The sequence below is a fragment of the Bradyrhizobium sp. 170 genome (assembly GCF_023101085.1).
Lineage (GTDB): Bacteria > Pseudomonadota > Alphaproteobacteria > Rhizobiales > Xanthobacteraceae > Bradyrhizobium.
This window is the reverse complement of sequence record NZ_CP064703.1, coordinates 2,564,705-2,579,735: the sequence shown is the minus strand read 5'-3', so window position 1 is coordinate 2,579,735 and position 15,031 is coordinate 2,564,705. Positions and strand designations below refer to the sequence as shown.

The window sequence follows — 15,031 nt, the reverse complement described above, 5'->3', positions numbered from 1 at the left end:
CCGGCGCCGTCTCTTTTTCAAGGCGCGTTTTGAGGTCGTGGATCGCATATGCAGTTCGGATTTCTGCTAGAGCAGGTGGTGAATGGCCTGGTGCTCGGAGGCTATTACCTCCTGATTGCGCTCGGCCTGTCGCTGATCTTCAGCGTCGGCGGCATCGTCAATCTCGCGCACGGCGCGTTCTATGCGCTCGGCGCCTACATCTCCGTCGAGGTCACGAAGTATCTCGGCTTCGGTTCGGCGGTGGTGCTGTCGCCGATCGCCGTGGCGCTGCTCGGCATTCTCTTCGAGCGCTTCATCCTGAGGAGGTTTTACGACGCCGATCCAATCCTGAGCCTGTTGGTGACGTTCGGCCTCGCCATGGTCACCGAACAGGCGATCCGCATTATCTGGGGCGCGCCGCCGATCTCGGCTGGCATACCGCAGGCGCTTCGCGGCTCGGTCTTCCTCGGCGACTTCCTGTTCTCGCGCTATCGCTTGCTGATCCTCGCCGTCGTCGCCGCGGTCCTCGTCGGCGTCTGGCTCTTGTTGCACAAGACATCCTTCGGCCGCGTGGTGCGCGCGGGCATCCAGCGGCCGGACATGGTCGCCGCCCTCGGCATCCGCCTACAGCCCTACATGACCGCGATCGTCATGCTCGGCGTCGGCATGGCAGCCCTCGGCGGCGCGTTCTTTGCGCCGATCACGATCGTGCATCCCGCCATGGGCGCCGAGATCATCACGGTCGCCTTTGTCGTGGTCGTGATCGGCGGCCTCGGCAGTTTTTGGGGCGTGGTGCTGGCGGCGATGCTGGTTGGCGTTATCAGGGGGATCACCATCCATTTCGCGCCCGCCGCGGGTGAGGCATCGATCTACGTACTGATGTTCCTGGTGCTGCTGGTGCGCCCGCGCGGGCTCTTGGGCGAACGTATCGAGAAGTTCGAATGACCAGCACCGCCGAAAAATATCGCCCGCTACTATCGGCCACACTCGGCGTGATCGCGCTGCCGTTCGGCCTCTATCTGCTTGGGCTGTCGCTCAACACCGGCACCATGGTGGTGGCGCTCGCCATTGCCGCGATGGGGCTCAACCTCTGCATCGGCTATACGGGGTTGGTCTCGTTCGGCCACGGCGCGTGGTTCGGCATCGGCGCCTATGCGGCGGGACTGATCCAGCGCAACTGGTTCAACAACGATATCTTCCTGCCGCTGCTGCTGGCGGCGGTCGTCGTCGCCATCATCTCGACCTTCGTCGGCTTCGTCATCCTGCGCCGGCGCGGCGTGTATTTCTCGCTGCTGACGCTGGCGCTGTCGGCGCTGGCCTACACCATCGCCTTCCGCTGGACCGCGGTGACCGGCGGCGAGGACGGCCTCGGCGGCCTGAAGCGTGGCAGCATCGGCGCGTTCAGCCTCGACAATGCGCTGAACTATTACATCGTCGTCTCCGTGCTCTGCCTCGGCGTGCTCTATCTCCTGCTCCGGCTGGTTCGCTCGCCGTTCGGCCATGTGCTGATGGCGATCCGCGAGAACCAGTTGCGCGCTACTTTTCAGGGCTATCCGGTCGAGCGCTACAAGCTCGGCGTCTTCGTGATCTCGGCCGTCGTCACCGGTTTTGCCGGCGGGCTGATCGGCTTCCAGAACTACCTCGTATCAGCCGAGGCGGTCTCCGTCCCCTTCTCCGGCGAACTGCTCGCAATCGTCGTGATCGGCGGCATGCGCAGCATGCTGGGGCCGGCGATCGGCGCGCTGTTCTTCATCCTGTTCCGCGAACTGTTTTCGATCTGGACGCCGAACTGGCTGCTGTGGTTCGGCCTGGTCTTCGTCGCCTTCGTGCTGTACTCGCCGGGCGGCCTCGTCGGCATCTGGGCAACGCTTTCAAAACGCTGGTGGCCACCACCGGAAGAATCCGCCGCGATGAGCCGCCGGAAAATTTACGAAGGCCTGCCGCTGCCGGCCTTCCTGCTGCCGAAAGGGCTCGACGGCATTGTGCTCGACGTGCGCGGCGTCTCGAAGACGTTCGGCGGCATTCGCGCGGTGACCGATGCGAGCCTGCAGGTCGGCGCCGGCGAAATCCATGCCTTGATCGGGCCGAACGGCGCGGGAAAAACCACCCTGTTCAATCTGGTCTCCGGCCTCTATCCGACCGACGGCGGCACCATCACGCTCAACGGCCGCGAGATCCAGGGCGTGCCGTCGGAGGCGATCTGCCACCAGGGGCTGGCCCGCTCGTTCCAGATCACCAATCTGTTCAAGGGGCTGTCGATCTACGAAAACCTGCGCCTGTCGCTGCAGGCGCAGAACGCCGGGCGCTTCAACCTCTGGCGCGACATCGATGACTACAAGAACATTCACGCCGAGACCGCGGAGCTCATAAAATTCCTCGGCCTCGAAGGCATCGAAGCCATCGAAGGCGGCGAACTCTCCTATGGCGGGCAGCGGCTGGTCGATCTCGGCATCGCGCTCGGCTCCAAGCCGCAGGTGCTGCTGCTGGACGAGCCGCTGGCGGGCCTTGCCGCCGCCGAACGCGAGCGCGTCTCGAATCTTGTGAAAAACATCGCCGCCAATATTCCCGTCCTGATCGTCGAGCACGACATCGACCGCGTGCTCGGCTTCTCCCGCACCGTCACCGTGATGAACCAGGGCGAAGTGCTGATGACCGGCACCCCCGAGGCCGTGCGCGCCGACCGCAGGGTGCAGGAGATCTACACCGGCACCGGCGTGCCCGAGGTCGAGCATCTCGGCAGCGATTACGCGAAGGCGAGCGCCGCGCCGGTCCTGCGCTTCGAGCGCGTCAACACTTTTTACGGCAAGAGCCACATCCTGCACGACGCCACGCTCGACGTGCGCGAGGGCGAGATCGTCGCCCTGCTCGGCCGCAACGGCGCCGGCAAGTCGACGCTGTTGAAGACGCTTGCGGGCCTCGTGCCGCTGTCGTCGGGCGCGATCGAATATGCAGGTAGCGACATTTCCCGCCTGCCCGCGCCCGACATCGCACGCGCCGGCATCGGTTATGTGCCGCAGGGCCGCGGCCTGTTCGCAGGGATGACGGTGCGGGAAAACCTCTCGCTCGGCCGTCTCGCGCGGAAGACCGACGGCAGCAACGGTGTGGTGTGGGATGAAGCGCAGATCCTTGATTATTTTCCGCGGCTGCGCGAACGCATGGACGTCGCGGCGGATTATCTCTCCGGCGGCGAGCAGCAGATGGTGGCGGTCGCGCGGGCGATGTCGGGCAACGTCAAACTGCTGCTGCTCGACGAACCCTTCGAAGGACTGGCGCCGGCGGTGATCCTCGACCTGTTCAAGGTGTTCGACAGGCTGCGGCAGCACATCTCCATCGTGATCGTCGAACACAATCTCGATCTCGTGCTGGCGCTCGCCGACCGCGTGTTCGCGCTGGAGCGCGGCGCGGTGTTTCATGAGGGGCCGGCGCAACCGCTGCTGACCGATCTCGAATACCGGAAGAAGATCTTGTGGCTATGACACTCACCGCGCGTCATTGCTAGCGAAGCGAAGCAATCCATTCTTTCTTTATGCGGCACGATGGATTGCTTCGCTTCGCTCGCAATGACGGCATTCACTGGGAGGCTGTGATGCGATATCTGACAGCGGTGATGCTTGCTGGTTTGACAGGCTTGTTCGCAGGCCACGCGCTTGCGGCCGACAACCAGATGACCATCGCCGTATTCACCAAGAACCGCACCAACCCCGCCTATGAGGCCTTTCGTATCGCCTCCGACCAGATCGCGCGCACCTCAGGCGTGAAGGTCATCCACCTGGTCCCGAACCAGCCTGACAACGTCGACGAACAGAAGGCGATGGTCGATCAGGTGCTGAAGGACAGGCCCGACGCCGTCATCTTCATCCCCGTCGATGACGTCGCCATGATCGATTCCGTGAAGAAGCTCAACGAGGCCAAAATCCCCATCGTGCTGGTTTCCAACCCGCTGCCCGGCAGTTTTGTCACCTATGTCGGCGCCGACGATTTCGAAATTGGATATCGCGAGGCGCGCTATCTCTTCGAGAAGCTCGGCGGCAAGGGAAAGATCGTCGTCATCGAGGGAACGCCCGCCGCACCCACCAATCGCGAGCGCGTGCGCGGCTACCAGCGCGCCTTCGCTGAATTTCCCGGCATACAAGTCCTGGGATCCGGCATCGGCAATTACCAGCAGCCCGACGCAAGGCGCGTGATGGAGAAATTCCTGACCGAGCACAAGGAGATCGACGCCGTGCTGTCGGCCAATGACAGCATGGCGCTGGGCGTGCTGGAGGCGCTGAAGGCTGCGAACCGGACCGGGATCGTAATCGGCATCAACGGCATCCTTCCCGCCGTGAAGCAGATCGAAACCGGCGGGATGCTGGCTACCGTCGATTTCAACATGTTCAAGATCGGCTGCACCGCGACGCGGGCCGCGGTGCGTCATCTCAAGAAGGAGCCGTTGCCGGAAAAAATGATGCTGCCGGCGGAAGTGATCGACAAGACCAACTACAAGGCATGGCTGGTGCCGGTCGACCAGCGCACCTGTCCGGAATGGGCAGAAATGGCGCGCTAACGTTACTCCGAGCAGAGATAGGTCCGCAGGCCCGCGCGATAGGCGCTGTATCGGTAATACGGCCGGTAGGCGCGGCCGCGGTACAGCGCGGTCGGCTGCCCGGCATACCAGGCGCCGTGATAGAAATTATCGGCCGGCCCGTCGGTGCAGCGGAACGGAATCCAGGTGTAGCGCGCGGGCGGCGGCCCGACGCCGACCTCTTCGGGAATGACGAGGTAACGCTCACCGGCTTGCGCCGGCAGCGATGCGATCGCTGCGGCTGCGACCAATCCGGCTCCAAGAACTGACGCGTAACGCATGCGTGCCCCCTCGCTTCGGCGGATCCATCGCAACATACCGGCAACCGCGCGGCCGCGAAAGCAGGTTCCGAACTTGCCGCTACCGGTAGCGAGGGTATATTGGATCGATGGCTGTCAGCTCGCCCGATCTGAAAGCATTTTTGCGCGCCACACCTTTCTTCGGTGGCCTCTCGGACGCAAGCCTTGATCTCCTGGCCTCCATGCTGGTCGAGCGCCGCTTCGACGCCGGCGCCACGATCGTCGCGGAAGGAGAACCTGGGCGCTCGATGTTCATCGTTCTCTCGGGCCAGCTCGTGGTGAGCAAGCTCGGTCATATGGGGGGCACAATCCGAATGTCGGGTCTCGAGCCCGGCGATTTCTTCGGCGAAATGACGCTCATCGAAATGCAGAACCGGTCAGCCACCGTCGCCGCGGAGAGCGCAACGGTGCTGTACGAGCTCACGGCCCGAAACCTCTACACGTACTACAAGGCCGACATCCACGCCTATGTGCTGGTGATGCAGAATATCAACCGCGAACTGTGCCGGCGGCTCCGCCGCGCCGACAGTCGCATTGCCGAGCTGATCATTCACGCGGGTGGTGCAGATACAACCCGCAAGCGCCCGTAGCATGGCCGCCAACGTTCTGAATTGACTTCCGCTTTCGGCGTCACAGCGGACATGGCTGGACTTGCCGCTGGATAGCCCCGGTAGCGAATGACCCAGACTGTGTAAAAACGTTTTTCCGCCCCCAAAAACTGCACGCAACCGGGGACGATCCGCGTCGACACGACGGTCTGAGCGTATTTTTGCTGTATCGAGTCTGGAGTCAATCCGGGCGCAACCTCGGGCCACGCTGAGCGACCTGAGCGGTTACACGATGCGCATAACAGCACGAGCTCTTCACGCCCGGATTGCCACCAGGAGCGGCTTGATGCCGACGATGTTCACTACGCGCGTGAGGTTGTAGGCGAGTACGTTCAGCGCCATTTCGGTCGCGACATTGGGCAACCGCTTCATTAGAAAGTGTGTCGCACCCATCCGCATCTTCAGTGTGGCGAACGGATGCTCGACGGTTTCGCGGCGCACACGCATGGCTTGCGGGTTCTGATCGAGCCGCGTCTGCGCGGCCTCGACGACGTGTTCGTGTTCCCAGCGTTTGATGCGGCGCTCGTTGGACGTTGTGCACTGATCCTTGAACGGGCATGTGCGGCACGCCTTCGTCAAGTAAATCCGCATTTTCTGGCCATCTTCATCAGCGGTGAAGTGGTGCGCCAGCTTCTCGCCGGCCGGACAGCGATAGACGTCATCCTTGGCCAAATAGACAAAATCAGGTTTCCCAAAGCGGCCTGCCGACTTGGCTCCCGAAGTTTGCGGCTTGGGTAGCGTGACCGCGACCCCGGCCTGTTCGCATGCCAGGATTTCCTCACCTTTAAAGTAGCCCCGATCCGCAACGACGTCCAAGTTATCGCTGCGCAGCACGGCTTTCGCCGCCTGCGCCATCGTCGCCAGTTGCGATCTATCGGTGCCGACGTTGGTGACCTCGTGCGCGACAATCAGATGGTTCGTGGTGTCGACCGCACTTTGTACGTTGTAGGCGACCATGCCTGAGCCGCGCCCGCTCGTTGCCATCGAGCGGCAATCGGGATCGGTCAGCGATATCTGCTTGTCGGGCGAGGCGAGCAATGCCTTTTCAATCGCGGCCAGTCGTTTCACTTCTTCTTCGAGCTTCGCCAGCTTTTCCCTAAGCCGCGTCTTGGTCATCAGCACCGTTTCCGACGGCTCTTCTCCTGCGGCCGTCTGGCGGTCGGCGGTGTCCAGTTGGCTCATGTAGCGCGCCACGCTCTCTTCGATCTGCTTCTGGCGGCGCTGGATCTTGCCTTGCGTGAAGTTGTTGTCGCGACTGTTCACGGCCTTGAACTTGCTGCCGTCGATGGCAACGCTGGCCTTCGTCAGCAGGCCCATCTTGCGGCACAACTCGACGAATTGCGCGCAAACCTTTTTGATCGCTGCGCCATTGTCCTTGCGGAAGTCGGCGATGGTTTTGTGATCCGGCGCGAGCCGTCCGGTCAGCCACATCACCTCAAGATTGCGGCCAGCCTCGCGCTCCAGCCGCCGGCTCGATTGCACCCGGTTGAGATAGCCGTAAATGTAGAGCTTGAGCATCGGCGAAGGATGGTACGCCGGCCGGCCGGTCGCCGCAGGATCAACGCCATCGAACCCGAGGTCGCGCAGTTCCAATGCATCCACGAATACATCGACCGCGCGAATAGAATTGCTCTCGTCGACCCAATCATCGAGGCATTCCGGCAACAGCGTCGTCTGCTGGCGATCCGCCCCTTGAACGAAACCCCGCATCACTTCCCCCGCCGATTCAGCAAGAGAATCATAGCATCGACGGGGTTTTCACACAGCCTGGACCCAAACCGGAAATGCTGAGCGAGTCTAAATGTGCCATGTCAAGTTGAGGCAAATTTCGATCTAAAAGACAATGTATCGGTGGTCCTTGATGATCTGTCCGCATTCAAGGCCGCCGAGTTCGGTAAAGATGCGAAGGACTGCTCCGCTTTCGAATATCAATGACAAGCGATACGGCTCAGTTTCAGTCGCGGTTATCGATTGCTGCAGAAGCTGGTGCAAATAGAGTGCCTCGTTGATGCGTTTTTGACAGTCATACGAGTGCGTCACACCACCTGGATCGACATGCTCTATCCGTCCTTCCACAGTGACTTGTCCTCCGTCAGCAAATCGAAACTGAAGTGAGAAAGGGTCCAAAGCTATTTGGCCAATCGTCTGCCCGACGAGAAACTTTAGGTCATCACTAGGCGGAAAGGGGTGCATGCAAACAGAATGGCCCGCGTCAGGCTTTTGCGCAACCTCAACTGCGCTACGCCACTTCGGCTTATGGCACTTTTGAAACGTGCTCACTGGCCAGACGACGTCCGTTTACAGGGGAAGACCGGAAGTCATCGACGGAGGGCCAAACCGACGTGATTAACCCAGAGCGGAAGCTGCTCCAAGCGCGTATGGGGCATTCGCTTCGCTGTCACTCAACGGGAAAATTGAGCAGAGAGGAAACTCTGCATCTCCTGGACTGCCCTCCCGGCTGCTTTCGCATCGTACTTGAGCCAGTGCCCGTGCATTTCCCTGCCGTCGGCGAAAGCCGGAACGCTAAAGGCGTGATAGGCACCGGGATAGACGACCAGCTTAACAGGTGCGCCCCTGTCGGCCCGCCGCTTCATCCAAAGTTCGCAGTCCTTCGCAGGCGTCCAGTCGTCGAGTTCGCCGATCAGGATTAATGTGGGAACGATGAGTTCCTCGGAAGCAACGCCGCACAGCGGATAATAGGCCACCGCGGCCTTGAACTTTAGATCCCGAGGAGCGTCGAATGTTTCCACGTGATGGGTCGACGCTAATTGCAGCGCAACCATTGCACCCATCGATGCTCCAAGGACAGCGATACGTTGAGGATCGACAAAAGGAAGTTTGGAAAGATAGGATAGAGCGCCTAAGGCATCACCTTGGCGGGCAAGCATCAGGGCAGGCATCGGTTTGGTGCAGGCGTCCTTGATGCCACGGGTCGCAAAGCTATCGACTGCAAGTGACACATACCCCAAACCGGTCACGAATTGAGCGATGAACTTTTGGTAATCTTTCGAATGTCCATCGCATCCATGGAGATACACAATGGCTGCGAATGGGCCGTCGCCCTCAGGTTTCGCGAGGTAGCCCTCGATCGTATCCGCCGCCTTCGGCGCTTCGCCACGCTCGCGCGCTAAGCGCTGCTGGAGCTGGCCAAGGCGGACTGGAGCACTGTCGAACCTGACCAACTCTTGTGCCATGGTGACGGCGTTGGTGCAAACGCACGTAACCAATACTGCTAAACCAAGACATGCTCCGGCTCGTGTGCCCATTTTACCTCGCCCCGTCTTCGTAACAGGGCTAATGTAGCAGGTTATGTCAGTCCATCCACAGCGAAGTTCAGGACTGCAGACATCCCTCGCTTGAGCCATTGTTAAGCCTGGTACCGCGAAGTCCGTTTTTGGCACTTAGCGTCGTTTCGCTGCGATGCTGAATTTGATCCGCTATCGGCGCATATCGGACATCGAGTAGCAATCAAGCTCGATTTATCGGTATGCGCGCTAATGCTCGTCCGGCCGTGTGCGCGCGATAATCTCGGCGGCGCCCTTGTCCAACAATTCCAGCCCCACCGCACGGCCAAGTTCGCGGGGCCGGTCTGCAGCTCCCTGCCGCGACACCTCGATGAAGCGGTCGCCGGTTTCATCGAGCACGGCAGCCGTCAGCGTCATCTCGTTGCCCGCCAACGTGGCGTGGCCGGCGATCGGCGAATTGCAATGGCCGTTCAGCACCCACAGCACCTCGCGCTCGGCCTCGGCGCAGCGCCGCGACGCGGCGTCCTCGATCTTCGCCAGCCGCCCGCGCGTCAGCCAATCGTTCTCGACGCATTCGACCGCGACGATGCCCTGCCCCACCGCCGGCAGCATTTCGCGAACCGAGAAATCATGGACGATACGTGAAGCCATTCCGATGCGCTCGAGCCCCGACCGCGCCATGACCAACGCGTCCGCAGGCCCCACCTCGCCGCCGTCGGGAAGCCGCTGCTTGTCGCCGCGATCGAGTTTTGCGACGCGCGTATCGGCCGCGCCACGGAAATGGATGACGGTCACCTCGGGGAACAGCCGGCGCAGATAGGCGGCACGGCGCACCGCGTTGGTGCCGATCTTGAAACCCTTGCCCTTCGATGCACGAAATGCATCCAGCGAAAGATCGGGACGCAGCACCAGCGCGTCGTTGGCGGCGTCGCGCGGCAGGGTCGCCGCAATGATCAGGCCAGGGGTTTCCTCATTGCCAGGCACGTCCTTCAACGAATGCATCGCCGCCTGCAATTGGCGTGCGCGCATGGCTTCGCGAATTTCGGCGACGAAGGCGCCGCCCTTGCCGCCATGGCGCAATAACTTGCTGGTCTGGTCCTGGTCGCCGCGGGTTTCGAACTTGACGATCTCGACGTCGAGTGCGGGAGCGGCCGCGCGCAACAGCCGCGCGATCCCTTCCGTCTGCGCCAGCGCCATAGCGCTCTTGCGCGTGCCGATTTTCAAGGTCTGTCCCGACACAAGGTCTCCGTTCGAAGGCGGTCTACCGCTGATGTTTAGCGCTTAGGGGATAGAGCAAGCCGGCCACCAGAACAACGGCTTTGGCCTGCTGCCCAAACGAGTCTTCCGGCCTGACCGGCGTGGCCTGCTGCAAGCCCCGCTGGTCGATGGCCTGCCATGCCGAAAACGTTATTTGTGCAGCGCACCAAAGTCCATAAGGTGCCACCAGAAAAAGGATTTTTCGTTGTCCGATACCAGTGCCAATGCCTTGGCCGCTTCAGGCAACCGCCCGATGGGCTTCCCCGAATTCGTGATCGTGATCGCCTCCATCATGGCGCTCAATCCGCTCGCGATGGACATGATGCTGCCGGCGCTTCCGGCCATCGCGTCCGCCTTCGACATCACGTCAGCCAACCGGCCGCAGATGGTGCTGTCGATCTTTCTGGTCGGCTTCGGCGTCGGCCAGTTCGTGATGGGCCCGCTGTCCGATCGCTTCGGCCGGCGGCCGATCCTGCTCGGCGGCATGGCCGTTTATTGTATCGCGAGCCTGCTTGCGATCGCGGCACCTTCCTTTGAAACCTTGCTGCTGGCGCGCGCGCTGCAGGGCCTCTGCACCTCGGCCACGCGCGTGATCGCGACCTCGATCGTCCGCGACTGCTATGCCGGCCGGCGCATGGCGAGCGTGATGTCGCTGGCGATGATGGTATTCATTGCCGTGCCTGTCATCGCCCCGGCATTCGGCCAGGCCGTGCTGCTGCTGACGCAATGGCGCGGCATCTTCATCGTGCTGATGCTGTATGGCGTGGTGGCGCTGATCTGGAGCGCGCTGCGCATGCCGGAGACGCTGCCGGTCGAAAGGCGCAGGTCGCTCGCCATCGGCGCGGTGTTCGATGCGTTCCGCCAGACCGTGTCCCATCGCCAGACGCTGGGTTATGCGCTGGCGGCCGGCGGCGTATTGGGTTCGCTGTTCGCCTTCGTATTCATCTCGCAGCAGGTGTTCACCGGCATCTACCAGCTCGGGCATTATTTCCCGGTTGCGTTTGCCGGCGTCGCCGTCGGAACCGCGATCGCGGGGTTCGTCAATTCCCGCCTCGTCGGCCGCCTCGGCATGCGCGTGCTCTCCCACGGCGCGCTGATCGGCTTCGTGGTCATCGCCGCAACCATGCTGGTGGCGGCAAAAATGCAGATGCTGCCCCTGCCGCTGTTCATGGTGCTCTCGGTATCGATGATGTTTGCGTTCGGCTTGATGATCGCCAATTTCACCGCGCTTGCCATGGAGCCGCAGGGCCATATCGCCGGCACCGCCGCGTCGCTGTACGGCTCGATCACCACCCTGCTCGCCATCGGCATCGGTGCCACCATCGGCCAGGATTACGACGGCACGCTGGTGCCGTTCGCGACCGGCTTCCTGCTCTGCACGCTGGCCGCACTTGCCGTGGTGCTGGTGGTGGAGAAGGGCCGGCTGTTCCAGCCGCATGGCATAAAGGTGTGATCGGCCCGTCTGCGTTCGGGCCGGCGTAGCGACGCAACTTGCGCCCCGACGTGCCTGCATGGCTGAATGTCCGCCGGGCGCTGGCGTCGTTTTGCGAAGCTGATAACAATTCCTCAGCTCACATCGCCTTCAGAATTGGGAATCGGAAGATGGATAACCGCAGCAACATCTGGCGTGGCGTCGACACTATCAAGCCGCGCTTCGTCGACTTGAGCGACCGGGTCTGGGCGATGCCCGAGGTCTGCTACACCGAAGCGCGCTCGTCCGCCGAACATCTGGCCGAACTGCGCCATCAGGGTTTCCGCATCACCGAGCAGGTCGCAGGTATTCCAACCGCGGTGATGGGCGAATGGGGCGAAGGCGGGCCCGTGATCGCCTTCCTCGGCGAATATGACGCCCTTCCCGGTCTCAGCCAGGAAGCCGGCGTGGCCGAACCTCGCCCGCTGCAGGCCGGCGGCCATGGACATGGTTGCGGCCACAATCTGCTCGGTTCCGCCGCGCTGCTGCGGCCACGGCCGTGAAGGATTGGCTCGCCGAACACAAGTTGCCCGGGCGCGTGCGCTATTACGGCTGCCCCGCGGAGGAAGGCGGCGCGGCAAAAGCCTTCATGGTGCGCGATGGCGCCTTCGACGACGCCGACATCGCGATCACCTGGCACCCGTCGAGCTTCTGGGAAGTGGTGGTGACGCCTTCGCTCGCCAACACGCGCGCCGATTTCATCTTCACCGGGCGTACCTCGCATGCCGCGGCATCGCCGCATCTCGGCCGCAGCGCGCTCGACGCTGTCGAGCTGATGAATGTCGGCGTCAACTATATGCGCGAGCACATGCCGAGCGACGCCCGTGTCCATTACGCCTTGCTCGACACCGGCGGCATCGCCCCCAACGTGGTGCAGGCCCATGCGCGCGTGCGCTATTCGATCCGCGACCGCGACCTGCCCGGCATGAACGAACTGGTGGAACGCGTCCACAAGATCGCACAGGGCGCGGCGCTGATGACCGAAACCAAGGTGGAGATGAAGATCATTTCCGCCGTCTCCAACCTGTTGCCGAACAGGCCGCTCGAGGCGGCGCTTCATCGCATCATGGAGGAACTCGGCCCGCCGCATTTCGATGACACCGACAAGGATTTCGCCGGAAAGATCCGCTCCACGCTGACGGACAAGGATATTGCGTCCGTCTATCACTCGATCGGCATGGAGCCGACCGACCGGCCGCTGGCTGATTTCATCGTGCCGCTTAACGCCAAGCGTAACCCGCAGATCGGCTCGACCGATGTCGGCGACGTGAGCTGGGTCGTGCCGACCGTGCAGGTCCATGCCCCAACGGTCGCGATCGGCACCCCGTTTCACACCTGGCAGGTGGTGGCGCAGGGCAAGAGCCCGCACGCCCACAAGGCCATGGTGCAGGCCGCCAAGGCGATGGCGGGGCTCGGCGTCAGGGCGCTGACGGAGCCGGACCTGATCGCCGCCGCCAAGGCCGACCTGAACAAGCGCACCACCCGCACCCCCTATGTCAGCCCGCTGCCGGACAGCGTCGCGCCGCCGCTGGACATGTCGCTGATCTGACCGGGTCCGGCGAACAAATTTTTTGCAGTGCAGAGCGCGATTCCGCGCGCTTTGGCAGCGGATTGCCGAAGCTGTGTGCGTCGCAGCGTGTTTCTGCCCAAGCAAAAATCACAGGCCGCGTCCATCCTGCTGATTGTCGACAGCCAGACCGTTGACCTCCGGGGCATTTGATGTGCCATCTTACCGGTGGGACACCCGACGCTGCCGCCCGGCGGCGCGCCGCAACAAAACCAGAACCAGACACGGGGACAACGATGCTGGACAACGAACTGCGAACCATGATCGACGAGGTGAAGGACGGGCGCATGGATCGCCGCGGCTTCGTTCAGCGCATGCTTGCTTTCGGTCTCACCGCGCCGATGGCGACGCAGCTTCTGGCCATCGGCGGCGTGGCCATGGCCGAGGGCCCATCCGTCTACAAGCCGACCAAGCGCGGCGGCGGCGGCGCGCTGAAACTGCTGTGGTGGCAGGGACCGACCCTGCTCAACCCGCATTTCGCCACCGGCACCAAGGACCAGGACGGCTCGCGCCTGTTCTATGAGCCGCTCGCCTGCTGGGATCCCGACGGCAACATGAAGCTGGTTCTGGCCGCCGAAATTCCCTCGCTCCAGAATGGCGGGCTGGCCGCCGACGGCACATCGGTGACCTGGAAGCTGAAGCCCGGCGTCAAATGGCACGACGGCAAACCCTTCACCGCCGATGACGTGGTGTTCAACTGGGAATACGCCCGCGATCCCGCCACCGCCACCGTGACCATCGGCGTTCACCGCGACATCACCGTCGAGAAGGTCGACGACCTCACGGTCCGCATCCTCTTCAAGAAGCCTACCCCGTTCTGGGCCGACGCCTTTGTCGGCGCCCCCGGCAGCATCATCCCAAAACATTTGTTCGCGGAATATAAAGGCGCCAAGTCCCGCGAGGCCCCGAACAATCTTTCTCCCGTCGGCACCGGTCCCTACAAATTCGTCGAGTTCAAGCCGGGCGATCTCATCCGCGGCGAGCTCAATCCCGACTACCACATGCCGAACCGCCCCCACTTCGACACGCTCGAGATGAAGGGCGGCGGCGATGCCGTCTCGGCCGCGCGCGCCGTGATCCAGACCGGCGAATATGATTTCGGCTGGAACATCCAGGTCGAAGACGATGTCCTGCTGCGTCTGGAAAAGGGCGGCAAGGGCAAGACCGTCTATGCGGTCGGCGGCGACACCGAATTCATCGCGCTCAACTTCACCGATCCCAATACCGAGGTCGACGGCGAGCGCTCCTCGATCAAGACCAGGCATCCGCTGTTCTCCGATCCGGCGGTGCGCAAGGCGCTCTCCATGCTGGTCGATCGCGAGGCCGTCAAGAAAGTCATCTATGGCCGCGCCGGACGCGTCACGCCCAATTTCCTCAACGGCCCGGAGAAGTTCGTCTCCAAGAACACCACCTGGGAATTCAGCATCGAAAAGGCGTCCAAGCTGCTGGAGGACGCGGGCTGGAAGGTCGGCGCGGACGGCATCCGCGAAAAGGACGGCAAGAAGCTGAAGCTCCTGTACCAGACCGCGATCAACGGCCCGCGCCAGAAGACCCAGGCCATCGTCAAGCAGGCCTGCCAGAAGGCCGGCATCGACGTCGAGCTGAAATCGGTGGTGGCTTCGGTGTTCTTCTCGTCCGACGTCGCCAATCCCGACACCTACGCCAAGTTCTACGCCGACCTCGAGATGTTCCAGATCCCGATGAGCCAGCCGGATCCGGCCCAGCACATGCGCCGCTATCATTCGCGCAACGTCGCCACCAAGGAGAACAAGTGGCAGGGCGTGAACTTCCCGCGCTGGGTCAACAAGGACTACGACGCGGCGGTCGACGCCGCGGAGGCCGAGACCGACATGGTCAAGCGCGCCGCGCTCTACATCAAGGCCAACGACATCATGATGCAGGACACCGTGTTCATCCCGGTGATGCACCGCCTGAAGGTGGAAGCCTGCTCCAACGCGCTGCGCCCGGTGGTCAGCGGCTGGGCCAACGAAACGGACAATCTGTTCGACTGGTACCGGGAGGCGACGGGATAGCCATCGAA

At 62.6% G+C, this 15,031-nt stretch carries 10 protein-coding genes and 1 pseudogene; 7 read left to right on the top strand and 4 right to left on the bottom strand.

Annotation, left to right across the window (positions count from 1 at the left end):
• Positions 1-48 precede the first annotated feature (48 nt).
• From IVB05_RS12045 to IVB05_RS12035, 3 genes are all read left to right on the top strand, one after another.
• Positions 49-924 carry a branched-chain amino acid ABC transporter permease gene (locus IVB05_RS12045; RefSeq protein WP_247784473.1) on the top strand — a complete coding sequence of 292 codons (876 nt, stop codon included), beginning with the start codon at positions 49-51 and terminating at the stop codon, positions 922-924.
• A complete protein-coding gene (locus tag IVB05_RS12040) occupies positions 921-3,455 on the top strand; it encodes a branched-chain amino acid ABC transporter ATP-binding protein/permease (protein ID WP_247784471.1) in 2,535 nt (844 codons plus the stop codon). The genes IVB05_RS12045 and IVB05_RS12040 overlap by 4 nt, the downstream gene beginning before the upstream one ends.
• A 110-nt stretch (positions 3,456-3,565) precedes the next feature.
• On the top strand, positions 3,566-4,525 hold the full coding sequence (locus IVB05_RS12035) for a sugar ABC transporter substrate-binding protein (protein WP_247784469.1): 960 nt from the start codon (positions 3,566-3,568) through the stop codon (positions 4,523-4,525).
• Between the two features lie 2 nt (positions 4,526-4,527).
• Here IVB05_RS12035 and IVB05_RS12030 read toward each other — a convergent pair whose 3' ends face one another.
• Positions 4,528-4,824 carry a hypothetical protein gene (locus IVB05_RS12030; RefSeq protein ID WP_247784467.1) on the bottom strand — a complete coding sequence of 99 codons (297 nt, stop codon included), beginning with the start codon at positions 4,822-4,824 and terminating at the stop codon, positions 4,528-4,530.
• A 107-nt stretch (positions 4,825-4,931) separates the two neighbouring features.
• Between IVB05_RS12030 and IVB05_RS12025 the strand changes: the two genes are divergently transcribed.
• Positions 4,932-5,432 carry a cyclic nucleotide-binding domain-containing protein gene (locus tag IVB05_RS12025; protein ID WP_247784465.1) on the top strand — a complete coding sequence of 167 codons (501 nt, stop codon included), beginning with the start codon at positions 4,932-4,934 and terminating at the stop codon, positions 5,430-5,432.
• A gap of 273 nt (positions 5,433-5,705) precedes the next feature.
• On the opposite strand, the gene IVB05_RS12020 is transcribed toward IVB05_RS12025, so the two are convergent.
• The 3 genes from IVB05_RS12020 to hemC all read right to left on the bottom strand — a co-directional run bounded on the left by IVB05_RS12020 (position 5,706) and on the right by hemC (position 9,934).
• On the bottom strand, positions 5,706-7,160 hold the full coding sequence (locus IVB05_RS12020; protein WP_247779201.1) for an IS1182 family transposase: 1,455 nt from the start codon (positions 7,158-7,160) through the stop codon (positions 5,706-5,708).
• 692 nt (positions 7,161-7,852) lie between these two features.
• Positions 7,853-8,644 carry a dienelactone hydrolase family protein gene (locus IVB05_RS12015; protein ID WP_247784463.1) on the bottom strand — a complete coding sequence of 264 codons (792 nt, stop codon included), beginning with the start codon at positions 8,642-8,644 and terminating at the stop codon, positions 7,853-7,855.
• A gap of 300 nt (positions 8,645-8,944) precedes the next feature.
• Entirely contained in the window at positions 8,945-9,934 is a 990-nt protein-coding gene (hemC, locus tag IVB05_RS12010) for a hydroxymethylbilane synthase (protein WP_256473276.1), read from the bottom strand.
• Between the two features lie 223 nt (positions 9,935-10,157).
• Between hemC and IVB05_RS12005 the strand changes: the two genes are divergently transcribed.
• The 3 genes and pseudogenes from IVB05_RS12005 (at position 10,158) to IVB05_RS11995 (ending at position 15,023) form a co-directional block, all read left to right on the top strand.
• A complete protein-coding gene (locus IVB05_RS12005) occupies positions 10,158-11,405 on the top strand; it encodes a multidrug effflux MFS transporter (RefSeq protein ID WP_247784461.1) in 1,248 nt (415 codons plus the stop codon).
• Between the two features lie 149 nt (positions 11,406-11,554).
• Positions 11,555-12,972, top strand: a pseudogene (locus IVB05_RS12000) (M20 family metallopeptidase).
• A 254-nt stretch (positions 12,973-13,226) separates the two neighbouring features.
• Positions 13,227-15,023, top strand: coding sequence for a peptide ABC transporter substrate-binding protein (locus IVB05_RS11995; RefSeq protein WP_247784459.1), 1,797 nt, complete (start codon positions 13,227-13,229; stop codon positions 15,021-15,023).
• Positions 15,024-15,031 lie beyond the last annotated feature (8 nt).

Bases quoted from the DNA above. Each gene is read 5' to 3' on its own strand.
- IVB05_RS12045 (WP_247784473.1), top strand. From the start codon at position 49: ATGCAGTTCGGATTTCTGCTAGAGCAGGTGGTGAATGGCCTGGTGCTC.
- IVB05_RS12040 (WP_247784471.1), top strand. From the start codon at position 921: ATGACCAGCACCGCCGAAAAATATCGCCCGCTACTATCGGCCACACTC.
- IVB05_RS12035 (WP_247784469.1), top strand. From the start codon at position 3,566: ATGCGATATCTGACAGCGGTGATGCTTGCTGGTTTGACAGGCTTGTTC.
- IVB05_RS12030 (WP_247784467.1), bottom strand. From the start codon at position 4,824: ATGCGTTACGCGTCAGTTCTTGGAGCCGGATTGGTCGCAGCCGCAGCG.
- IVB05_RS12025 (WP_247784465.1), top strand. From the start codon at position 4,932: ATGGCTGTCAGCTCGCCCGATCTGAAAGCATTTTTGCGCGCCACACCT.
- IVB05_RS12020 (WP_247779201.1), bottom strand. From the start codon at position 7,160: ATGCGGGGTTTCGTTCAAGGGGCGGATCGCCAGCAGACGACGCTGTTG.
- IVB05_RS12015 (WP_247784463.1), bottom strand. From the start codon at position 8,644: ATGGCACAAGAGTTGGTCAGGTTCGACAGTGCTCCAGTCCGCCTTGGC.
- IVB05_RS11995 (WP_247784459.1), top strand. From the start codon at position 13,227: ATGCTGGACAACGAACTGCGAACCATGATCGACGAGGTGAAGGACGGG.